We start from the raw sequence: 22,040 nt of genomic DNA, 5'->3' as shown, positions 1-22,040 counted from the left end.
AGCACGGCAAGTATTCGACAACATTGCTTTCCGCAATACTCCCCTTTCCGCGGCCTAAAAAGAGCATCGCGGCCGCGGCCGCAACGGCGTCGGATCGAAATTCCGAAGATAAACCCTGCCTTGCGCCCTCAACCCATCTTGCCCCCAAGCCTTTTCCCGCTTAGCCTTTTGTCCGAGTGCCGGTCGATTCGTCGAGTCAGCTGTCGCGAACGCTGTCAAAAGTTCGCGCTTCCGAGGGATCAGAACATGGATCGGGACACGCTCAGCGATATCGCCGAATCCGCCCCATTGCCGGACGCAGGGGCCGAATTGCGCAGTTCCTCCGCTTCTGCCGCCAGCAAAACGCCAATCACCGTTCCGGCGCAACTCGTTTCTCAAGGCGCGCACCGCTTTTACGCGCTGGTGCTCCCGAGCAGCCTGCTCGCCGAAACCTGCACGGTCGAACCGCGGGTCGAGAATCCGGAAGAGGGCTTCCAGCGCCTGCTGGATCCAAAGCGCGCGAAGTCCATCGCCAAATATATCGACGCCGGATTCGGCACGGTTCCTGGCGCCGTCGTGCTGTCGGCGCAGTCGCGCGCGCATATGCATTATGACCGCGCCGCCGGAACGCTGACATTCCGGCAGGACCCCCGCGCCTTCCTGATCATCGACGGCCAACATCGGGTTTTCGGCTTCAAGCTGGCGAAGCGCGCCGTCGACGTGCCGGTGGTGATCTACAACAAGCTGAAGCGTTCGGAAGAATGCCGGCTGTTCATGGACATCAACACCAAGCAGCGGCCGGTGCCCAATGAGCTGTTGCTCGACATCCGCCGCCTCTCGGAAGTCGAGACGAAAGCCGACGCGCTGCTGCACGATGTCTTCGATCTTTTTCACACACGCGACGACAGCGCGCTCAAGGACCTGCTCAGTCCGGCGGAACGGCGCAAGGGCACGATTTCGCGCGTCACCTTCAACGCCGCGCTGCGCTCGATCAAAGGCGCATTCGTCGACGCGCGGGCGGAGGAAGTCTACGCGGTGCTCAACGCCTATTTGCGCGCCTGCCGACATGGTCTCGGATTGCACAACGCCGATGAGCAGATCACCCATCCGGCCTTGTTCAAGGCGCTGGCGCTGCTGTTCGCCAATGTCGCCGAGCGCGTCGCCGACCGCCATGGCGGAAAATACACAGTGGCGAACTTCGAGGACGTGCTCATTCCCTTCTTCAAGCGTTTGAAGAAATCGGATCTGCCGCGCGCCGGCATGAGTCATGTCGCGCTGCACGAGCATTACGGCAAGGCGCTAAGCGCCGGCTTCCTGATCAAACAGTGGCTCTTTTCTTGAGACGAATGGGTCGACGTCTTTTTCCGCTTCGACAACGCCGCGCAGGGTCAGCCCATGCTCGGTTTTTTCCCAATGGAAGGGACGCCGCCAGAGTTCATAAAGCGCGCGCCAGGCCGCGATGCTCAGCATCATCAGCCACAGCGGCAGATAGATAAGCGCACGGCGAAACCGCGTCAGGCGGCGCCGGCGCATCCCCATGGCGAGTGGCAAAATCAGGGAGATCGCTCCGGCGATCGCCAGACAGCACCACAGCGTGCTCAAGGCGACTTCTAATGGCGCGACCGGCGCCAACAGAGCCCCAAAGATCGCATCATAGGCCATGCGCGCCGCCAGGAACGGGCCGAGCAAAGGACCAAACAATCCGCTGGCGAACATGGCGAGGACCGCGATCGCACGCCGCGAACCGAGATCGACGAAAAGCCGCATAGGCCGGCGGCAATGCACGATGAATGTCTGCATCCAGCCTTTAAACCAGCGCGTGCGCTGTTTCACCAGCGCGCCGAAGACCGCGGGCGCCTCTTCGAAGGTTTGCGAAGCGAATGTCCGCACCTCAAAGCCTGCACGCGCGAGCCGCAGGCCGAGATCCGCGTCCTCGGTGACGTTGAATGCGTCCCAAAAGCCGATGTCGCGCAACGCCTCGATGCGGAAGTGGTTAGACGTGCCGCCGAGAAAGAGCGGCATTCGCATCGCTGCGAGGCCCTTGTTGTAGACGTCGAAAAGCGCCGCGTATTCAAGCGCGAACATCGCCGTCATCCAATTTAGCTCGCCGTTGTCGATGGCGAGGCTCGCCTGCAGACAGGCGACGCTCGGCGGCGAGGCGGCGAAGAGCGTCGCGGCGCGGCGCAATTGCCGCGGCTCAGGCAAATCTTCCGCGTCAAACACCGCGACGAGCGATCCGCGAGCGAGCGGCATGGCGACGTTGAGGGCGCGCGGCTTGGTGCGCGGGGCGCCCTCGGGCGCAACCACGATCTCATGCGGCGCATGCGGCGGATGCGAGCGCAACGCCGCAGCCGTTGGTTCATCGTCGGCTTCGATAACGAATTTTATATCGAGCTTGGCTCTCGGATAATCCAAGCGGTCAATCGCCCGAGCGAGCTGGCGCGCAACGGCGGCCTCCTGATAGAGCGCAAGCACGATCGTGTAGATCGGCAGTTGCGCCTCGCTTTCGAGCAGTTCGGCGTCTGCGCAGCGTTGAAGGCTCGCCGCGCAGGCGAAAAGCCTCAGAAACGCTCCGCAAAAGAATGCGCTTGCAAGGAGCAAGGCCGATGCAAGGCGTAGAAAGAAGAAGGGCGCGTAAAGGCTCGCGGCCATTCCGATCAGCGCGACGAACAGCAGTCCCACCTGACCACGCCGCAGACCGCCGCGCGCGCACAAGTCTCGATCGACGCGCTCGACGAGAAAGGCCGCGTCGCGCGCGGCGTTGGCGGGATCGGCGCGACGCACCGCCTCCAAGAACCGCGTTCGGGTGGTGATCGCGAAAAGCGGCCGGCCTCTTGCCGCACGCCGCGCGCTCATCAACCGAAAGACGCCGCTGCCGCTCGGCGCGAACAGCCAAAGAAACCCGCTCGACGGGTCCCGAACCCGCGCGTAGCCGCATTCGGCCGTCGCAACGCCTGACGGGGCGACGTCGACAAGACTGTCGACGAAGTCGACGCTGAGATGCTTCGCCAGCGCCCGATAGAAGACATCCTCGGAGACGAGCCCTTCGGCGAGTAGCGCTTCGTCGGCGCAAACGCCCTGGCGGTGCGCCGTCGCAGCGGCGAATTGCAGCACTTGCTCCGGCACGCCATGCCCCGAAAGAAAGGCGATTTCGACGGGAATGGATCTCGACGCGGTCGCGCGCGACGGCGACGGCCGGCGAATGGCCGAGGAGTCAGCGAGCGCCCGGCGTCTGAAAGGCTGAGGAGGAAGTTCGTCCTTGATCTGCGAAGCAGAGGCGGCAACACTATCGATCGGCACAAAATTCATGCAATAAATCCGGCGAGCGCAGCAGCCTGCGCGCGACTATCGACCTCCAGCAAGGGCCAAGCAATCCTTTTATGCGCCGTCTCCCTCAGCCGCGCCGAACCCGTCTTCTCGCCTCAATCCGTGCGGCGCTCGCCGCGCTGTTGCTGACGTCCAGCTTCGCGGCTGCGGCGGCTGACGGCGCGCCGCCGACGCCGGCGCCCCCCGCGTCGACGCCGCCGGCCGAGAATGCGCCCTCATTCTGGGACCCCAACCGCACGCCGGAAAAGCCGGACGTCTCCGGACTGCGCCAGATCCGCTTCCTGACCGAGGACGACTATCCGCCGTTCAATTTTCTGCTTTCGGATGGACAGGTCGCCGGCTTCAATATCGATCTCGCCAGGGCGATCTGCATCGAACTCGACACGGCCTGCACGATCCAGCGGCGGCGGTGGGATCTGCTCATTCCCGCGCTCAACGACAATAGCGGCGACGCCATCATCGCTTCGCTCTCGATCAACGACGACACTCGAAAACAGGTCGATTTTTCCGGGCCTTACATGCTGACGCCCGGCCGGTTCGCCATGCAGGCCGACACGACCCTGACGTCGGCGTCTCCCGCCGCCCTCGCCGATCGTCCGATCGCGGTGGTCGCGGGCTCGCGACACGAGGCGTTTCTGCAAGCCTTCTATCCGCGCTCGACCTTGGTGACGTTCGAAACGCCGGCCCTCGCCCGCAACGCGCTAAAGAACGGCCGCGTTCAGGCGGTTTTCGGCGACGCCATCGCCCTTTCCTACTGGCTGAACGGCGCAGAGGCGGCCGGCTGCTGCGTTTTTCGGGATGGCCCCTTCACCGATCCGAAATATTTCGGCGAGGGCGTCGGCATCGCCGTGAAAAAAGGCAACGCGCCGCTGCGCCGGGCGCTCGATTATGCGCTCTCCCGCCTCGCCCAGCGCGGCGTTTTCGCCGAGCTTTATTTGAAATATTTCCCCGTGGGGCCGTTCTGAGCGGCGCCGCCCAGCAATAAAGCGATGGCGCCGCGCGCGCGTCCGATGGCGGCGCCCAGCATCTCGGCCTTCTCGGCGACGCTCGCATCCTCGCCGCGCAGCGCCTGTTCATACGCCTCCGCCGCGCGCCCCACCTCAAAGGCGCCGATCGCCCGCGCCGACCCCTTGACGGTATGCGCCAGCGCGATGCGCCAGTCGGCGTCGCCCGGCGCGGCGAGCGCGCGCAAACGTTTCGCAAATTGCGCCGCCTGTGCGTCGAAAAGTCCCAGCAGCTCCCGTTCGAGATCATGGTCGCCGAACGTCTGCCGCGAGAGATGGACAAGGTCGATCGGCGCCTCCCCGTCGACCTCGGAAAACGGCTGCGGCTGAGCTTGGCAATTAAGAAACGTGGAGTCCGCCAGTTTCGCCATCCCCATTCCTGTTCCCCTTGATATCTATCGCAAACCGGTTCGTTTTGCAGTCCGCCGGTAAAAGTCTGGCAAACTGCCCCCAGCGTCGAGACTGCCGCGTCGATCCTGAAGGGCGCGTTAACGAAGTTTCCCGATACGGTCCGCGCGCATGTTTCAATTGCCCGGATTGGGCTGTAAAGTTTGGTTAATCTTTATTCAATGGCGGTCGCTGAGCGGTGGGCCGTGAAATCGGCCGGGCGCGACGCGTCTGCGCCACTGGAGACGACGAATGGCGACATCGGGAAAGATCCAGGACGCGGCGTCCGCCGCGCTGACGGCGATCGAGGAGGCGCTGGATATCGGCGCGCCGCCGGACGCCGCAGGCGCTGCGGATGAGGCGAACAACCGGTCCGGCCCGCCCCAGAGCCCGAGAGCGGAAGCGCACGCCGGGGACCAAAGAAAGCCGGCCTCCGCTTACGGCGAACAGCAGAACCGCGTTCAACCGCAGACCGCAGCGATGGCGCCCGCCCTTGCGCCCGCGAACGACGACCGCCGCACGGTCGGCGAGTTGCGGCAGGCGCTGCAGATCAAGCCCAACCGCTCGATCATGGCGCTCACCTTCGCCTCCATGGGACTGTGGGCGGCCTGCTGGGCCCTGTATGTTTATTTCCATCAAGGCGAAATCCTCGACTCCAACGGATTGACGCTCGCGCCGAAGCCGGTGTTGACGCTCGCCGCGCTGCTCGCGCCTCTCGTTTTTCTCTTCCTCACCGGATTGATGGCGCGCCGCGCGCATGAAATGCGGCTCATCGCCAACTCCATGACCGAAGTGGCCATCCGGCTCATCGAGCCGGAAACGGTCGCCACCGAACAAGTCGTCTCGCTCTCTCAGGCGATCCGGCGCGAAGCCGCCTCCATGGGAGACGGAATCGAACGCGCGCTCGCAAGGGCCGGCGAACTGGAAGTGATCGTGCGCACCGAGGTGACCAACCTCGAGCGCTCCTACACCGAGAATGAACGGCGCATTCGGCTTCTCATCGACGAACTGACCCGCGAACGCGAAGCGATTGTCGTCAACGCCGACAACGCCCGCACGGCGCTCTTTGGCGCGCGCGAGACGCTGTCTCAGGAACTCGCCACAACTTCGGTCCATCTCGCGGAAGCGGTGAGCCAGGCCGGCGCGCGGGTCACCTCCTCGCTCGGCTCCAAGGGCGAGGAGATCCGGCTCGCGCTTGACGAAGCAGGCGACGCCTTTGAATCGACTTTGTCCAGTCACGGCGAAAGAGTGCTGATCGCGCTGACCCAGACCGGCGACGAAGTCGCGCAGAAAGTGACCGGCGCGAGCGAGGACGTCAGCCGCCGTTTCGCCGACGGCGTCGAGGAAGTTGGCCGCAAGCTGGAAGCCGCGAGCGAAGCGATCGCCGGCGATTTCGGCGCGCGCGGCCAAGATGTGCTCGAAAGATTCGAAGAGCTCGGCGCGAGTTTTTCCGAGGCGATCGGCGGCCAGGGGGAGCGGATCGTCGCGCAGCTCACGGAGACCGGCGGCGCGCTTCGCGAAACAATCGAGACGCAGGGCGGCGCCTTTGAGCGCTCGCTCGCCGAGACTCAGGAACGGCTGACGACCCGCGTCGCCGAACATGTCGAAAACGCTAAAACGACATTCGAAACGGCGGCAACCCGAATCGTCGGCCTGCTCGAAAACACGCATCAGAAGGCGCAGAACGAATTCGAGCTGCGCGGACAAGCGCTTCATGACTCAGTCTCGCGCAGCCTGAACCAGAGTTCGACGGCGCTTGTCGAACAGGTCGACGCCGTGCAGACGCGTTTTGTCGCCGCCGCCAGCGAAGCGGTGTCGGCGATCGGGGAGCATGGCGACCGAGTCAATGAAACGCTCGCCGATAACTTCCAGGCCTTCGAACAGACCGTGCTCGGCCGCGGCGGCGAAGTGGCGGAACGGATCGCCGAACGCGGGCTGCAGATCGAGACCACTCTCGCCGAGCGGCTTGCCGCCTTCGAAGACGCCGTGGTGCGCAACAGCGCCGAAGCGGCCATGCGCGTCGTTGAACATGGCGATCGCGTCAGCTCCGTCATTTCGGACGGGCTCGCCGCCTTCGAGGACACTTTCGCGCGGCACGGCGAGGACGTCGTCTCGCGCGTCGCCGAACACAGCGAGAGGGCCGCGACGACCGTCGCGACGCAGCTCGCCGCCTTCCAAACGGTGGTTGCGCTGCGCAGCGAGGAACTTGCGCAGAGCGTCGGCGAACACAGCGAGCGCGCAACGTCGGCGCTCTCCACGCAGCTTGCCGCATTCGAAGAGTCGGTCAATGGCCGCAGCGGCGAAATCGCCGAACGGGTCAGCGAACAGAGCGAGCGCGCGACGGCGACATTATCGGCTCAGCTCGCCGCCTTCGAGGAAGCGGTCACGCAGCACAGCGACGACGTCGCGACGCGCGTAACCGAACATGGCGGACGCGCGACGTCCGCCATTGCGACCCAGCTCGCCGCCTTTGAGGATACGGTCGCGCGCCACAGCGAGGAAATCGCGCAGCGCGTCAGCGAACATGGCGAAACGGCGACGTCGACGCTGACGTCGCAGCTCGCCGCTTTTGAAGAGACAGTCGTGCGCCACAGCGACGACATCGCCCTTCGCGTGAGCGAACAGAGCGAACGGGCGACGTCGACGCTCGCGGCTGAGCTGGCCTCGTTTGAAGACGCCGTCACGCGCCACGGAGAACAGATCGCGCAGCGTGTCGGCGAGCAAGGCGAACGCGCAACATCGACGCTCTCGGCGCAACTCACCGCCTTTGAGACCTCCATCAGCCGCCACGGCGACGAGATTGCCGAGCGCGTCGGCGAGCGCGGTGAACGCGCCGCATCGACCCTCTCGGCGCAGCTCGCCGCTTTCGGAGAAGCCGTCGAGCGTCACAGCGAAGAAATCACCCGGCGCGTCAGCGAGCACGGCGAACGCGCGACGGTGGCCTTTTCGGAAGGTCTGTCGACGTTCGAAGACGTCGTCGCGCGCCAGGGCGAAGATTTGGCGGCCCGGGTCGCGGCCCGCACCGAGCGCGCCGCCGCAGAACTTGGCGACAAACTCGTCGCCTTCGAAGACAGCCTCGCCCGCAACAGCGGACAGGTCAGCGACGCTGTCGCGCAGAGTCTTGAAGCGATCGAAAACGTGCTTGTGCGCCAGGGCGGCGAGATCGCGCAGCGCCTGGCGGAGCACGCCGGTAGCGCCGAAGTCGACCTCGCCGAAAAGCTCGGCTCCTTCGAAGATGCCGTCAAGCGTCACAGTGAAAGCGTGGCGTCCGTCGTCGGCGAACATGCGACGCGCGTCGACCAATTGCTCGACGAGCGGCTCAACGCGCTCGAGACGGCGGGAATGCTCGTCGCCAAAACCATGGAGACGACGCGCGAACTCGCGCTGCAGGAATTCGAGACGCACGGCGCGGCGTTGCGCGACAAGCTACGCCAAAGCGTCGCGGACGCCTCCTCGGCTCTCGCCGAAAACGCCGCCACGATGCATGAGCGCTTCTCCAATACGGCGAGCGACGCCGTTCTGGCGATCGCCACGCAGGGCGAGCGGCTGCATGAACTGGTGAACGATCGATTCGGCGCCTTCGAGAACGCCGTCCTGTCAGAAAGCAAGGACGTCGTAGCCTCGCTGGCCGACCATGGCGAACGCATCGCGGTCACGCTCGGCGAACAGCTCACGCAATTCGAGAATGCGCTGCTTCGCGACGGCGGCGAACTCGCCGACCGGGTCGGCGCGCAGGCCGAACGCCTCAGCGCCGAACTCACTCAGCGCTTCGCTGTCGTCGAAGACGTGATCGGCGGCAAGGGAACGCAGCTCGTCGACAATCTGACGACGCGGACGATGGACGCGGCCGCTCGACTCGACGTGCAGGCGCAAGAAATTACGCATCGGATCGACGACCGGCTGCAGTCGCTCGATGAGACCATCCGCACGCAGGGCGGCGCGCTCGTCGAAAGGCTCTCGGCGCAGGTCGAGCATTACAACGCCCGGATTGGCGACAATTCTCGCCATTTCGCCGATGAGATCGGCGCGAGACTGGCCGAAATCGACGGCGCAATCGAGAACAAAGGCGGCCATCTGGTCGAAAAGCTTGGCGCGCGCGCGATCGACATCGCGTCGACGATGTCGAACAAGATCGAAGCCTTCGAGAACGTCGCCAACGCCAGAACAATGGAGGCGGCGGACCGCATCGACGAACTGGTCGGCCGCGTTGACGCGGGCCTGGGCGTCGGCGGCCAGATGCTGCAGGAGGCGCTCTCCAAACACGCGGCTGAAGTCGCGCGGGTGATGGAGGACGGCGGCCGTCAGGTCATGCAAACGCTCGACGCAAAGATCAAGGACGTCGACTGGGTGCTGCTCTCGCGCTCGAGCGAACTGGCCCATACGATCGCCTCCAGAACCGAGGAAATCAACGAAGCGCTGGGCGGACACGCGAAGGAGCTGGAGACGACCCTCGACGGACGCATCGCGCTGCTTGAGAACAATGTGATCAGCCGGCTCGGCGCCGTTTCTTCGGAGATCGACGAAGGAGGCCGACTGGTCGTGGACACGATCGGCGCCCGTCTGCAAGACATCAAAGACGTTCTCGCCGTCGCGCGACACGAATTCGACACGACGCTTCATGCGCGCACGGGCGATCTCGGCCAGTCGCTCGCCGAACGCGTCGCGGAGATCAGCGGCGCGCTGGATGAGCGCCTCACGCAGATGCAGACCGTGCTCGACGCGCGCGGCGGAGCCGTCGCCCAGGAATTGACGACGATCGGCGATCTCGTGGCGACCGCCGTTGAAAATAGCAGCGCCGCCCTTGTCTCACGCCTCGGCGTCAAGCGCGATGAGCTGACGAATGCGCTGGACGCCTCTCGCGAGGCGCTGGCGCTGACGCTGGAGACCAGCGCGCAGACTTCGATTGCAGCGCTGCTGGAGACAAACGAAAAGATCCGCGCCGAGCTGCCCACCCTGCTCGACACGCTCGGCGAGACAAATGCCTCGCTGCATGCGGTCATCGACACGACCGGCAAAAATCTGGTCACGCTCGAACATGAACTTGGCAAGCGCCTTGCCGAGTTCCACGGCGCCCTCAACGAGGCCTCGACGCAAGTTGAACATATCAGCGCCGTCGCGGGCGGCACGATGCAGGACGCCAACGCCATTGTCGCGGCGCTCGACGAACGACAGCACACGCTATCGCAGAGCGCAGAAAAGCTGGCTCAAAGCCAGGAGGCGCTCGACGCGGTGATGGCCGCCCGCCGCCGCTCGCTCGAAGATCTGGTGACGCTCATCGAAGGCCGGCGCGCCGAATTTGAAAGCGCCATGACACAGTTCAGCGAACTGATGGACCGTTCGTTCCGCTCGATCGAGACGCGGTCGCGCGACCTTGGAGGAGAGCTGAGCGAAACCTCCCGGCAAACCGCCGATCTGATCGAGACGCGCTTTGCAGCGGTGCGCGCCGCCGCGGAAGGCGAACGCGAACAGACGTCGGAGGCGCTGCGCGCCGCCTTCTCGGAAACCAATGAAGAGATCACCCGTCTCTTCGGCGACGCGCGCTCGAAATTCGACGCCGCGACAGACGATATTCGCGGCCTCGCGCGCAACATTCATCGCGAGATCGAGGAGACACGTGAGGAGGTGCGCCGCGGCGCGACCGAAATTCCGCGCGAAACCGCGGAGCAGGCGGCGGCGCTGCGGCGGGTCGTCGGCGATCAGGTGAAGGCGCTGAACGAACTCACCGACATCGTGGCGCGTTCGGGCCGCGTCTATGACATCGCCGAACAGAGCGCGCCTCCGCTCCGTCAGCCGGTCGTGGATCAGGCGGTGCGCGCCGAGCCCGCAGCGCCACGCCTCGCGCAGAATCGCACGGCGGAGCCGACACGCGAGCCGCAAGGCGGCTGGCTGAGCAACCTGCTAGCGCGCGCCTCCTTCGACGACGCCGCGCCGCAACCGCCGCGCCAGGCGCGGTCCTTGGCGACGGCGGGCGCCCTCGACAGCCTGACGCTCGACATTGCGCGTATGGTGGACAACGCCGCCGTGGCGGAGCTTTGGCGCCGCTATCAGCGCGGCGAGAAGGGCGGACTTTTCGGTCGCCGTCTCTATACCGCGCAAGGCCATCAGACCTTCGAGGAAATTCGTCGCCGCTATCGCGTCGATCAGGCGTTTCGCACGACCGCCGATCGCTACGTCCAGCACTTCGAGGATCTGCTCATCGAGACAAGCCGCGGCGACCACGACGGCTCGAAAGCGCTCGACCTGCTGACCGGCGACGCCGGCAAGGTCTACACCATGCTCAGCCACGCCTCCGGACGCTTCGAATAGCTCGAACCCTATTCGATCGATTCCGGCGGCTCGGCGCCGATGCGCGCTTCAAAAACGACTTCGGCGCGCAGATTGTCGAAGTCGCGACCGATCGTCGCGACGGCCAGCAGCCTGTCGGCCTTGAAGTAGGAAACGGCGCAGTCGGCGGCGTTCGGATCGCCTGAAATCTCCAGCCGGTCCCACGACGCGGCGTTTCCGATATAGGAAATCGCTTCATCGTAATGCTGGCTCCAGAAGAACGGCGCGGCGTCGAACTTTTCCTTGCGGCCGAGAATGTTGCGCGCGGCCGTCTGTCCCTGACGCTCCGCGACCACCCAATGTTCGACGCGTATCCTCTCGCCCGTGATCTTGTCGGGCCAGCTGGCGATGTCGCCGGCGGCGTAAATATCGGGCGCGCTTGTTTGCAGATATTCGTCGACGAGCACGCCTCGGTCCACGGCGAGGCCGGCGGATTGGGCGAGCGAGAGATCCGGCTTCACGCCGACGCCGATGACCACGAGATCGGCGTCCAAGGTTGCGCCGCTTTTCAAAGTGAGCGTGCGTTCGCCGATTTCCGTCGCCGTGTCCCCGAGATGAAAGATGACGCCGTGACTCTCGTGGAGCTTTCTCACATGCGCGCCGATTTCGGGGCCGAGAATGCGCGCCATTGGTATCTCCTCGGGCGCGATGACGCGCACGTCGAGACCGCGGGCGCGCAGCGACGCCGCCACCTCAAGGCCGATGAAGCTCGCGCCGATCACCGCCACGCGGCGGACCCCGGCGCAGGCGGCGATGAGACGGTCGGCGTCGGCGAGCGAGCGCAGATAATGAACGTGGCTCCGTTCCGCCCCCGGCGTCGGCAGCTTTACGGGAAAGGCGCCCGTGCAGAGCAGCAGCGCGTCGTAAGACAGCGCCGCCCCGTCAGCGAGCGTTAGCCGCTTGCCCGCCGGATCGAGCGACACGACGCGCTGCCCGAGACGTAGCTGCACGCCATTGTCTCGATACCAGGCCGGGTCGCGCAATGGCAGCCAGTCCGCCTGCGCGGTTCCGGCCAAATAGTCCTTCGAGAGATTGGGCCGATCGTAGGGCTCGGCCACATCGGCGCTGATCAGCTCCAGAATGCCGTCATAACCCTCCGCCCTGAGCATCTGCGCCGCGGCGAAGCCCGCGGCGCCGCCGCCGACGATGACGACGCCGCGCGGCTCGGCCGCGCCCTTACGCTCCGGGCGCGCCGTATCCGGCAGCCTTTCGCGCGCAAACACCTTTCCATCGGCCTGCTCGACCCGCCACCGCGGCAGCGGATCAAAGGCGGGCGCGCGCAACGCGCGGCCGCTGCGCAGGCTGAAACAGGCATGGTGCCAGGGACACCGGATCGAGCCGCCGACCACGAGCCCCTCGGCCAAGGGCCCGTGATAATGCGTGCAATGAGCGCCGATCACGAAGAATTCGTCACCCTGTCGCGCCATCACGGCGTCCTCGCCCGCCACATGACCAAGCAAGGGGCGACCTTCGGAAATTTCGGCGGGAGCGACTCCCTGCGTGAAGTCGGGGCCCGCGGGCTGACTGCGCCCCTCTTCCGTCATGTCGCTCTCTCCTGTTCCGCGCCGTGCGCGCCCGCCTATTGCCACGCTTACTAAAGAGGGCGGCGCTTGAAGAGAGGCAAGCCTCGGTCTGGACGGAACTGATCGTGATTCGTCAAGAAACGAACATTTGTCACCTTTTTAACGACGAGAGGCGCTGCGAAATCAGCATCGACCGCCCTGGAACCATCAAAAATTGTGACATTGCCGCCACACTAATTAGAACAATTATTCGTCAGGGCATTATTTGCTTAACGATTAAGCAGATGCGCGGACGTTGGGCTTGAACGGAACTCCGCTCGCGAGTGATATCAATCAGATCTCGCCTCCCAGACGGAGTTCCCAGCTATGAAGTGGCCCTATCTTTCGACCGTCGCTGCACTCTCGCTAGCAACCAGCATCACCAGCGCTGCGCATGCTCAGTCGAAGTTGATGGAGGTCGACCCGACTCTCATCGAAGAGAATCAACCCGCGCCTCCGTCTGCGGCCGCGCGCGTCAAGAAAGGCCGGATCGTCAAGGGTCCGGCCGTGGCGCCGACGCCGGGATGGCTCGATACGCTGACCATCGACGGCTACATCGAAGGCGGCATCGCCCTCAACTTCAATCAGCCGTTCAACAAGCTGAACTGGGGCCACCTCTATACGGACCGCGCCAACTGGCCGACGTTCAACGGCGCCCTCTTGACCGTGCAGCGTCCGCTCGATCCGAAGGCCGAAGGCTATGACTTCGGCTTCAAGTTCCAGGGCATGATCGGCGAGGACATGCGCTACAACCACTACCTCGGCGTTCTCGATTATGCGATCGCCTCGCGCACGCAGATCGGACCGATCGAGGCCAATGTCCAGGCGCATTTTCCGTGGATTAGCCCGATCAGCGAAGGCGGCGTCGACCTCAAGGTGGGCATGTTCGCCACCTACAACGGCGCGGAAGTGATCCCGGCGAAAGACAATCTGTTTTACAGCCACTCCTACATCTTCAACTACGGTCCGTTTATTCACACCGGCGCAATGCTCACCACCCACGTCAAGCCCTGGCTCGACGTCTATACGGGCGTGACCAGCGGCGTGAACACGAGCCTTGGTTGGCCTGGGGACAACAACGCCGCCGCCTCGTTTCACGGCGGTTTCGGCTTCAACCTGCTCGACGGCAATCTGACCATTATGGCGATCACCCATACCGGTCCCGAGAACCAGAGGCAGACCGACCCGCTCGGCGTCGGCTGGCCCGTCGGTTTCGCCAACGGATTCCCCTTCACCGCGACCGGTTGGCCCAACGCCCTGACGGCGGGCTGGCCAGTCAACCAGGGCGGTTTCGGCGCCCCTGGCCTCTGCGCGTGCAACGTCAACACGGCGATCCGTTCGTTCAACAACCTCACGACGACCTGGAAGGCGACCGAGAATCTGACGTTCATCACCGACATCAGCTTCATGCTGGAAAGCGGCTGGAACAATAGCTCCTTCGGCCTGCCGCAAAAGGCCTGGGGCGCGGCCAACGCCATCACCGGCACGGGTTTCTGGGGAACGGCGCCGGCCTATCCGATGGGCGCGCGCGCCTTCGGCATCGCGCAATATTTCTCCTACAAGATCAACGATATCTTCAAGCTCAACGGGCGCGCCGAATTCTATCGCGACAACAACAACTTCTTCGTCAGCGCCTATCCGGGCTATTACGACGCGGTCAATCTGGCGCACGGCTTCTGGTGTCCGTCCTGCATCAGCCAGAACCTGGGAACGGGCCTTTACGCCAACAGGCCGGTCTATTCCGGCACGAGCTATCTCGCCTTCACGCTCGGTATGACGATCACCCCGGAACTGCCAAAGATGCCCTACATCACCGGCCTGATCATCCGGCCGGAGCTGCGTTGGGACACGACCGTCAATGGCACCACGCCGTTCTTCAGCCGCAACGGCCTGAGCTCAAACCAGGGCATGTTCAATATGGACGTGATCATTCCCTTCACGCTCCTTTAGAACGCAGTTTTCAAGCGATCCGAAGCAAAGCCGCCCGGTCCGCCGGGCGGCTTTTTTATTGTGGAAGTTCGTCGTTTGCGTGAGTGCGCGGCTGATCGCGCATGAGAATTTCGACGTCCGAGTCCTTGGTCGACTGCACGCGGAAAGTGCCCTGATAGGTTTTGCCCTCGTGGCGCGCGATGGCGACATATTCGCCTTCGGCCAAAACGAGCGACGGGAAAGCGCCGATCATCTCGCGGATGACGTCGCCGCCCGGCGTGAGCACCGAGAAGCTCGTATTGGCGAGCGCCTCGCCGCCGGGCTGCTTGACGAGCTTCAAGGTCATGGTCGCGGCGCGATGGCGCAGGGTCGCCTCGATCAGCTTTCCGGCCGGGATTTTCAAATCCGCCGTAACCACGGAGTTGGTCTGGTTTGTCCCGCCTTGGGCGCCCTGCCCCGTGTCGAGCAAAGTGGACACGACGTGATAGGCGCCCTCGGGGAGGCAGATCACGTCATCGGAGTTGGCGTTGGCGAGAATGAGCTTCGCTTCGGAATTGCCGCGTTCCGGCACATAAATGGAAATTGACAGCCGCTGTGCGGGGATTTGCGCGTCGCCCAGCTTGTCGATCAGCTTCAGCCCGCCGGCGTTCAGAACGATCCGCTCGGACACATTGCCGCCCTCTATGGCGACGCGGCGCGTGACGCCGGCAAGCCCATAGGCGGCGTGGACGATATAGGCGCCATCGGGCAGCGGCAGCGTCGGAGTCGCCTCTTCCGACTGCGCCACAAGCTTGTGCGATCCGTCCGGCAGGGCGCTCTCCTCGAAGACACGCCAAACAAGGCCCGAGTGGACCGGCTGCTGGTCATTGGCGGCGAGCGTCGCGCTCAGCCGCAGCGCCGCTCGTCTTTCGGTTGGCGGCGCGGCGGGTCCGGCCGCTTCGCCGGCGCTATGCGGCGGATGGGGACGGCGCGGGGGCTGTTGCTGCGCTTGCGTCGGCTCAGGGAGAAGCGCTGCGCCGGCGAGCGCCGCCGCGGCGGCCTGGCCAAGCACGTCCCATCGGACTTTTTTCATCGACCTGTCTATGCCGAGGATTGCGGTCTTTGTCGATTCTGGACCGCCGGGAAGAGTTCGTGGATGACCGCGATCTGTCCGGGAAAAAGCGCCATCGCCCCCTGAAAACCGTCGCGGCGCGCCGCCGCATAGGCCTCCGTTTCCCCGGTTTGCACGGGCGCGGCAAGCGCCGGAACGCCGGCCGAGGCAGCCGCCAGAACGACAGCCGCCCGCGCCATTTGGATGGCGGCGCCGTCGCCGCAGGCGAGGCCCAGCGCCGCGCGCAGCCCGGCGTCGTCGAAGGCCAGCGCCGCGAGACGCGGCGAAGCGCCGGCAAGGGAACGCAACGCCAACGCCGCTCCGGGATCGCCCCCGGCGAAGGCGCCGATCCTGGTCGCCCCATCGGCGAGGCCGGCTTGCGCCTCGCGCACGGCGAGCTTCACCGACATGCGCTGCAGGCTCGCGGCGCCGTCGCAGGAGGTCAGAAAGACGCCGTCCGGTCCCGGACCGAACAGCGCGTCGAGGTCGGCTTCGATGAGCTCGTTGTCGAGAGGGGCGACTTCGACGAAGAGTTGCGGCGCCGCGCGCTTGCCCTGCGCCTCCTTGCCTCGCCCTTCCTTGCCTCGCGCCTCCTTGATCAACGCGCAGGCGCGCGCGCGGGCGCTGCGCCGCGCCGCGTCCTCCGCGCAGGGTCCGAGCCGCAACAAAAGCGCATCGGCGCCGCAAACGAGCGCCGCCACGACATCCTCATCGCTGGCGTCGGATTCAAGGATCAAACAGGAGCGCATGCGAGCTGGGCTTGTTCCGGAAGACGTCGGATCCCTTTTAGCACGCTCCGCCCGGCCGCTGATCAGTCCGGGGCCTCGATCGCCTCCAGAACGAAGCGGATCAGCTCGTCGGTCGACGCATAGCTGATCCATTTCCCGCCAGGATAGACGACCGCGACGGGGCCGTGCTCGCATTGGCCGAGGCAGCCCGACTGCGACAGGCGCACGCCGTCGCGCTTGGCGAAGGGCAGCGCCTTGAGCGCTTCCTTCACCTTGGCCAGCGCCTCCTTTGCGCCGTGGTCCTCGCAGGCGGATCGGCCGTCGCGTGCGTTGACGCAGACGAAGACGTGGCGGCGGAAGGGTTTGATCGCTGAATCAGTCATTGGGCCTAGTATCCGAACTGCTCGCGCAGGATGCGTTCTTCCAGCGAATGGCCCGCATCATGGAGCAGGATCAGGCTGGTGGCGTGGTCCATCACAACGTCCACATAAGCAAGGTCACGGAATTCGTCATGATCGGCGACGACCGAGACGGGCCGCTTCGCCGCTTCGAGGACCTCGATCCGCACCTTTGCGAGGTCGGGCAGCAGCGCGCCATGCCAGCGGCGCGGGCGGAAGGCGGAGATCGGCGTCAAGGCCATCAGCGGCGCATCGAGCGGCAGGATCGGACCATTGGCGGAAAGATTGTAGGCGGTCGAGCCGGCGGGCGTCGACACCAGCACGCCGTCGGTGACGAGCTCCGGCAGACGCTCCTGGCCATTGACCAGAATGCGCAGCTTCGCGATCTGCGACGTCTGGCGCAACAGCGACACCTCATTGATGGCGTGCGCCGAAAACTCGTCGCCCCGCACATTGACGGCATGCATCAGCAAGGGGTGAATGATCGAAGGCTTGGCCTCGGCGATGCGCTTGCGCAGCCCCGTCTCGCGATACTGGTTCATCAGAAAGCCGACGGAGCCGCGATTCATGCCGTAGATCGGCTTGCCGGCGTCCATGAACCGATGCAGCGTGCGCAGCATGAGGCCGTCGCCGCCCAGCGCGACGATGCAATCGGCCTCCTCAGGCGGGCAGTCGCCGTATTTTTCAATCAGGCGCTGGCGCGAGTCCTCCGCCTCCGGCGCGCCCGAGGCGAGAAAAGCCAAATGGGCGCACGGCTTCTTCCCGTGACTCTGCGGATCTCCGGCGGCGCCCATCGCAAACTCCCTCTCACGCTCGCCGCAGCCGCCGCGATGCCTTCCGCATACACCGGCGCGAGGCCGGAGGGAACGGCGACGGCGCAAGCGGCGCGCGAGGCGCGCTCCGGCGGCCTCAATATGTCCAGCTTATTCGTCCTCGCCGGCGCCCCATAGCCATGCGGCGCCGCGCACGCCGCCCGAGTCGCCATGCGCATTCGGCAGGATTTTCGTATCAAAGGCGTCGGTGACGGCGTTCTCCCCCACGCGCGCCGCGAGCCCCTCATAGAGCCGCGAGATGTTGGAAAGTCCGCCGCCCAGCACGATCACGTCAGGATCGATGAGATCGACGACCACCGCCAGCGCCCGCGCCAAACGATCCTGATAGCAGTCGAGGCTTGCGCGCGCGGCGGGGTCGCCGGCTTCCGCAAGCGCGGCGATTTCGGCCGCAGGGCGGCGCGCGCCGGCGCGCTGCTCATAGTCGCGCGACAGGCCGGCGCCGCAAAGAAACGTCTCGATGCAGCCGCTGTGCCCGCAAAAGCAGGGGTTCCCCGGATATTCCTGCGGCGTCATCCACGGCAGCGGCGTATGGCCCCATTCGCCGGCGACACGGTTGCGCCCCTCGAGGATCTTGCCGTTGACGATGACCCCGCCGCCGACTCCCGTGCCAAGAATGACGCCGAACACCGCGCCGGCGCCGCGGCCGGCGCCGTCGATCGCCTCCGACAGCGCGAAACAATTGGCGTCATTGGCGACCCGCACCGGGCGTCGAAGCGCCTGCGCGAGATCGACGTCGAGCGGCTTGCCGTTGACGACGGGCGTGTTGGAGTTTTTCACGAGGCCGGTATGCGTCGAGATCGCGCCCGGCGCGCCGACGCCCACGGCGCCGCGCCGTCCGATATGGGATTCGATCTCGCGCACGAGGGTCGCGACGGCGCTCAGGATCATCCCATAATCATCGGCGGGCGTCGCGACGCGGCGACGCGCCAGCGTCTCGCCCGCGGCGTCGAGCGCGATCGCCTCGATTTTGGTGCCGCCGAGATCGACGCCGATGCGGATAATTTCGCGCGTCATTTCACGCGGGCGCGATCAATGTTTTGCGCGCCTGCGAGCGCGGCGCTCGCAGCGAGGTCGATCTGCGCGGAATCGAGATCAAGACCTTCGGTTTTGGCGCCAGCCCAGTTTGCGCCGGTCAAATCCGCGCCGGCGGCGTCGGCGCCCTTCAGATTCGCCTCGGAAAAATCCGCGCCCGCGGCGCGCGCGAAGCGCAGGTCGGCGCTCGCGAGATTGGCCTTGTGAAAACGCGCGCCTTCGAGCACGGCCGAGCGCAGCACCGCGCGCATCAATCCCATCGACTGGTTCTTCATGTCGGCGGAGAGATCCGCCTCGCTGAAATTGGCGCCGCGCGCCGATGCGCCGGTCAGATCGCCGGCCAGACGCGCATGCGCGAAGTCGGCGCCGTCGGCCCTTATGCGCTGCATTTGCGCAGCGAAGGCGTGCGCCCCCTTCAGCGATGCGCCGGTGAGGTCGGCTTCGATCAGCCAGGCCTGATCGAGGATCGCGTCGTCGAGCCGTGCGCCGGCGAGCGAGGTCTTGTTCATGCGGGCCGCGTGAAAATCGACGCCGTGCAGATCGAGTCCCGAAAGATCGAGGCCGTTGAGGCTTTTTTCCGAGAGATCGACCTTGTTCCCGCTCTTGCGATGCAGCAGCGCCGCTTCGACGTCGGCGCGCGTCAATTCGGATTTGGAATAGGCCGGCTGCGCAAGATCGACGCCTTGCAGCATGTCTTGCGCGCGGAGGTCTTGGACGGACAATGACGCGGCGCAGATGAGGACGAAGCTCAGACCCATACGCATACGCACGAACTCGTCCTTCTGCCGGCGCTTATGCCGCGTCGGCGTTGCGATCAGCTAAAGCGCCGCCGCTCAGCGCCCGCGCCTGCTCGACCCATCCGTTGCGCTTCACCCGCCCCGCCGCGCCGAGCGCCGCCTCGATCCATTTGACGTTGTCGTCGCTCCAGCCGGCGATCTGATCATAATGGAAAACCCCGAGCGCGTGCAGCTTCTCGACGCTCTTTGGTCCGACGCCCTTGATTTTTGCGAGATCATCCGGCGCGCTGTCGCGTGGCGCGGGAAGCGCGGCAGGCGGCGCGCCCGGCGCCATTTTGCCGCTCGGCGCGCGCATTTGCGCGGCTTTTCCATTCAGCGCCTTGGCGGCTAAAGCCGCCGCCTCTAGCGCCGGCTCAACGCTCGTCGCCGTCTCTGGCTGCGCAGTCGCGACAATCTCATTTTGCTCATCTTGCATATCTTGCGGTTCGGGCGACGGCGCGACGGTCGATTCGTAAACGTCGCGCGCCTCGCCGCGCAATACAACGATCGGCCGCTTGGCGGCGTAAGCGGGCGCGGCCTGTGTCGTCTTGAGCGCGCCGCCAACCGGCAGGCCGATGAGATAAGCGAGCGCCGCGATCAGCAACACGTCCATCGTCAGCGCCGCGCGCCCGTCAAGGAGCCCCAGCCAGGAGGCGGCTGCGCCCGCGCCGAGCGTCACGGCGATCGCGATAATATTCCAGCCGGGCGCCGCGGGGGCGTCCTTCGCCGGCGAGGTCGTCACATAGCCGGCAAGCGCGCCAAGCCCGCAGGCGGCGGCGAACCAAGGCCAGCCAAGCGTCAGCAAGTAGGACATCTGCCGTCTCCTTCTCTGGCGCTACTTGACGACGATTTCGACGCGCCGATTGCGCGCGCGATTTTCGTCGCTGTCATTGGAAGCGATTGGGCGCTCGCCGCCATAGCCGACGGCGCTTATTCTCAACGGATCGAGTCCGGCCTTCGCCAAGCGATCGACGACCGCCTGCGCGCGACGCTTGCTGCGCCCCACATTCACTTCGGCGATGCCGAGGCTATCGGTGTGCGCCGCGACTTCGAGAGTGGCGCCCGGGCAGCGTAGCGCCGTCGCGGCGATCGCATCGATGACAGGCGCGGATTCAGCGGCTATCGCTGAATCGTCGGACACAAAGACGATTGGCGATTTGGCGAGAAGCTCTGAGAGCGCCGCGCCACATTGGCTCGCAACAAGCGGCGAGCCGACGATGCGGGTCGACAATTGCGCCTCGCCGCGGAAACTCTGTGGAAGCGTATCGGCGAAGCTCGCCGCGATCTCGGCGCGTGCGCTCTGATGACGCGCGACGCCCGCGAGTGAAATATTCAAGTCGCTGATCGCGAGCTTGCCTTCGTCGAGCCGCGCCAATGCGGCAAGGGAATGATCCGTCGCTTCCGCGAAGTTTTGCGGCGCCCCTTTCGCGATAACGAGCCGATCGACGACTTTCGCGTCGAAGAAATTCCTGCGCGCTGTTTCGACGAGGCGATTACGGACAGCCTCATCTGGCGCATAGCCGGTGAGCGTAACGTCTCCGCCGGCGCGCTGGGCGCCGAAAACATATGGCGTCATCGGCCCCGCCATGACGTCGAGCCGCGCGATCTCAAATCCTGAAGGCAACCGCGCTTTTGCATCGGCGCGGATCGTCTCGCCCAATATGTTCTGGCGCCCCTGCCCTTCGATGATGATCCTGCCGTCGGATACCGCGACTTTGCCTTGCGACAACTTGCCGAGTTCGCCGACCGCGAACGCAAGCGCGCCGGCGAAGTCTCCGGCCGGCGCGCCGGCGCCGAGCTGAATCGCATCGCTGACCGCGGCGCCGGCGCCGGCCGCGGCCGCCATGGCGACGACCTGCTTGCGCAGATCGTCGCTCGGCAAATGGCCGGAGAGGCTGATGACGCCGTCGCGCGCCGCCGCTGAAAACACATAGGGAGAAACACGCGGCGGCGACACTGCCACTTTTACCGCGCTCTCGCCAAATGGCGACGCCTTGAGCGCGGCGAGCGCCTTGTCGTAATCGGCCGCGCTGCGCGCCTCGCCGGAAACAGCCAGAGTCGCGTCGGTCATCGTCGTCGATGCGGGATCGAGTTCGGCGAGGCGGCGCACGGCGAAGGACGCGAGTTCGGGGAAGGATTGCGGCGCGCCGTCGGCGTAGGCGGCGGAGTCCGACACTTCCAGGCCTAGGGCCGCTATCTCGGCGCGCAGCCTTTCGCGCGCGCCGGTCGGCGGGACGTTGCCCGAGATTATGGCCTTGCCGCCGCGGCGTTCGAGTCTCAGCACGAAGGGCGTCGCGCGCGAGAGAGGCTGCGTCGCATCGATGATGCGACGCGCCGGCGTTTCAACGCCAAGCGTCGTCAAAAGCTGAGCTTTCACATCACGCGACAGCGAAATGCCGGCAAGAACGACGTCGCGGCCCGCGACGCGGACCTCCGGCCTGTCGATCGCGTCAGGCGACCGTGCGACTCGCGACAAGATCGCAGCGCGCAGATCGTCCTCGAGACGAGGCGCCACAGCGCCCTGCGCAAAATAGACCAGTCCAAAAAGGACCGGCAGTCCAATCCACCATTTTTTGGAAAGGTGCATCGACGTCTTGCCCCCCATCGAAGAGAGAATCAGCAAAGACGCGCTTAACTCAACCGCACATGGTCCTTTTGCGCGGCGACGTGT

Annotated in this window: 15 protein-coding genes; 4 read left to right on the top strand and 11 right to left on the bottom strand. The window is 65.3% G+C overall.

Features of this window, described 5'->3' with window-relative positions; all coding sequences use genetic code 11:
- The first annotated feature begins 246 nt into the window (after positions 1-246).
- Positions 247-1,320 (top strand): DGQHR domain-containing protein, encoded by a 1,074-nt coding sequence (locus IYY11_RS18925; protein WP_196405278.1) that lies wholly within the window; start codon positions 247-249, stop codon positions 1,318-1,320.
- Here IYY11_RS18925 and IYY11_RS18920 read toward each other — a convergent pair.
- Positions 1,279-3,288: a glycosyltransferase gene (locus tag IYY11_RS18920; RefSeq protein ID WP_196405277.1), complete on the bottom strand. Its 2,010-nt coding sequence runs from the start codon at positions 3,286-3,288 to the stop codon at positions 1,279-1,281. The genes IYY11_RS18925 and IYY11_RS18920 overlap by 42 nt on opposite strands.
- A gap of 71 nt (positions 3,289-3,359) precedes the next feature.
- Between IYY11_RS18920 and IYY11_RS18915 the strand changes: the two genes are divergently transcribed.
- Entirely contained in the window at positions 3,360-4,271 is a 912-nt protein-coding gene (locus tag IYY11_RS18915; protein WP_196405276.1) for a transporter substrate-binding domain-containing protein, read from the top strand.
- Here IYY11_RS18915 and IYY11_RS18910 read toward each other — a convergent pair.
- On the bottom strand, positions 4,238-4,681 hold the full coding sequence (locus IYY11_RS18910; RefSeq protein WP_196405275.1) for an Hpt domain-containing protein: 444 nt from the start codon (positions 4,679-4,681) through the stop codon (positions 4,238-4,240). The genes IYY11_RS18915 and IYY11_RS18910 overlap by 34 nt on opposite strands.
- Positions 4,682-4,949: 268 nt before the next feature.
- Here IYY11_RS18910 and IYY11_RS18905 point away from each other — a divergent pair, with 268 nt between their 5' ends.
- Positions 4,950-11,003 carry an apolipoprotein acyltransferase gene (locus tag IYY11_RS18905; protein WP_196405274.1) on the top strand — a complete coding sequence of 2,018 codons (6,054 nt, stop codon included), beginning with the start codon at positions 4,950-4,952 and terminating at the stop codon, positions 11,001-11,003.
- Between the two features lie 8 nt (positions 11,004-11,011).
- Here IYY11_RS18905 and IYY11_RS18900 read toward each other — a convergent pair whose 3' ends face one another.
- Positions 11,012-12,565: an FAD-dependent oxidoreductase gene (locus IYY11_RS18900; RefSeq protein ID WP_196405273.1), complete on the bottom strand. Its 1,554-nt coding sequence runs from the start codon at positions 12,563-12,565 to the stop codon at positions 11,012-11,014.
- A 345-nt stretch (positions 12,566-12,910) separates the two neighbouring features.
- On the opposite strand from IYY11_RS18900, the gene IYY11_RS18895 reads away from it, so the two are divergent.
- Entirely contained in the window at positions 12,911-14,533 is a 1,623-nt protein-coding gene (locus IYY11_RS18895; protein ID WP_246720088.1) for an outer membrane beta-barrel protein, read from the top strand.
- Between the two features lie 55 nt (positions 14,534-14,588).
- Here IYY11_RS18895 and IYY11_RS18890 read toward each other — a convergent pair whose 3' ends face one another.
- From IYY11_RS18890 to IYY11_RS18855, 8 genes are all read right to left on the bottom strand, one after another.
- Entirely contained in the window at positions 14,589-15,584 is a 996-nt protein-coding gene (locus tag IYY11_RS18890; RefSeq protein WP_196405272.1) for a hypothetical protein, read from the bottom strand.
- An 8-nt stretch (positions 15,585-15,592) separates the two neighbouring features.
- Complete coding sequence (locus IYY11_RS18885; protein ID WP_246720087.1) at positions 15,593-16,339, bottom strand: aldolase/citrate lyase family protein; 747 nt, start codon at positions 16,337-16,339, stop codon at positions 15,593-15,595.
- 74 nt (positions 16,340-16,413) lie between these two features.
- Positions 16,414-16,713, bottom strand: a complete 300-nt coding sequence (locus tag IYY11_RS18880) for a ferredoxin (RefSeq protein ID WP_196405270.1) — start codon at positions 16,711-16,713, stop codon at positions 16,414-16,416.
- A 5-nt stretch (positions 16,714-16,718) separates the two neighbouring features.
- Positions 16,719-17,522, bottom strand: coding sequence for an NAD kinase (locus IYY11_RS18875; protein ID WP_196405269.1), 804 nt, complete (start codon positions 17,520-17,522; stop codon positions 16,719-16,721).
- 129 nt (positions 17,523-17,651) lie between these two features.
- Positions 17,652-18,575 carry an ROK family protein gene (locus IYY11_RS18870; protein ID WP_196405268.1) on the bottom strand — a complete coding sequence of 308 codons (924 nt, stop codon included), beginning with the start codon at positions 18,573-18,575 and terminating at the stop codon, positions 17,652-17,654.
- Positions 18,572-19,351 (bottom strand): pentapeptide repeat-containing protein, encoded by a 780-nt coding sequence (locus IYY11_RS18865; RefSeq protein WP_196405393.1) that lies wholly within the window; start codon positions 19,349-19,351, stop codon positions 18,572-18,574. The genes IYY11_RS18870 and IYY11_RS18865 overlap by 4 nt, the downstream gene beginning before the upstream one ends.
- A 34-nt stretch (positions 19,352-19,385) precedes the next feature.
- Positions 19,386-20,183 (bottom strand): hypothetical protein, encoded by a 798-nt coding sequence (locus tag IYY11_RS18860; protein ID WP_196405267.1) that lies wholly within the window; start codon positions 20,181-20,183, stop codon positions 19,386-19,388.
- A gap of 21 nt (positions 20,184-20,204) precedes the next feature.
- Positions 20,205-21,956, bottom strand: a complete 1,752-nt coding sequence (locus tag IYY11_RS18855) for an OmpA family protein (RefSeq protein ID WP_246720086.1) — start codon at positions 21,954-21,956, stop codon at positions 20,205-20,207.
- Positions 21,957-22,040 lie beyond the last annotated feature (84 nt).

It is taken from the genome of Methylocystis sp. H62 (assembly GCF_015709515.1).
Taxonomy (GTDB): domain Bacteria; phylum Pseudomonadota; class Alphaproteobacteria; order Rhizobiales; family Beijerinckiaceae; genus Methylocystis.
Note: the sequence above shows the minus strand (reverse complement) of the source record. Positions and strands in the feature narration are given on the sequence as shown.

Excerpts from the sequence above, each read along its gene's own strand:
- IYY11_RS18865 (WP_196405393.1), bottom strand. The coding sequence starts at position 19,351 with ATGGGTCTGAGCTTCGTCCTCATCTGCGCCGCGTCATTGTCCGTCCAA.
- IYY11_RS18900 (WP_196405273.1), bottom strand. The coding sequence starts at position 12,565 with ATGACGGAAGAGGGGCGCAGTCAGCCCGCGGGCCCCGACTTCACGCAG.
- IYY11_RS18860 (WP_196405267.1), bottom strand. The coding sequence starts at position 20,183 with ATGTCCTACTTGCTGACGCTTGGCTGGCCTTGGTTCGCCGCCGCCTGC.
- IYY11_RS18890 (WP_196405272.1), bottom strand. The coding sequence starts at position 15,584 with ATGAAAAAAGTCCGATGGGACGTGCTTGGCCAGGCCGCCGCGGCGGCG.
- IYY11_RS18905 (WP_196405274.1), top strand. The coding sequence starts at position 4,950 with ATGGCGACATCGGGAAAGATCCAGGACGCGGCGTCCGCCGCGCTGACG.
- IYY11_RS18875 (WP_196405269.1), bottom strand. The coding sequence starts at position 17,522 with ATGGGCGCCGCCGGAGATCCGCAGAGTCACGGGAAGAAGCCGTGCGCC.
- IYY11_RS18925 (WP_196405278.1), top strand. The coding sequence starts at position 247 with ATGGATCGGGACACGCTCAGCGATATCGCCGAATCCGCCCCATTGCCG.
- IYY11_RS18915 (WP_196405276.1), top strand. The coding sequence starts at position 3,360 with ATGCGCCGTCTCCCTCAGCCGCGCCGAACCCGTCTTCTCGCCTCAATC.
- IYY11_RS18920 (WP_196405277.1), bottom strand. The coding sequence starts at position 3,288 with ATGAATTTTGTGCCGATCGATAGTGTTGCCGCCTCTGCTTCGCAGATC.
- IYY11_RS18870 (WP_196405268.1), bottom strand. The coding sequence starts at position 18,575 with ATGACGCGCGAAATTATCCGCATCGGCGTCGATCTCGGCGGCACCAAA.
- IYY11_RS18880 (WP_196405270.1), bottom strand. The coding sequence starts at position 16,713 with ATGACTGATTCAGCGATCAAACCCTTCCGCCGCCACGTCTTCGTCTGC.
- IYY11_RS18855 (WP_246720086.1), bottom strand. The coding sequence starts at position 21,956 with ATGCACCTTTCCAAAAAATGGTGGATTGGACTGCCGGTCCTTTTTGGA.
- IYY11_RS18910 (WP_196405275.1), bottom strand. The coding sequence starts at position 4,681 with ATGGCGAAACTGGCGGACTCCACGTTTCTTAATTGCCAAGCTCAGCCG.
- IYY11_RS18895 (WP_246720088.1), top strand. The coding sequence starts at position 12,911 with ATGAAGTGGCCCTATCTTTCGACCGTCGCTGCACTCTCGCTAGCAACC.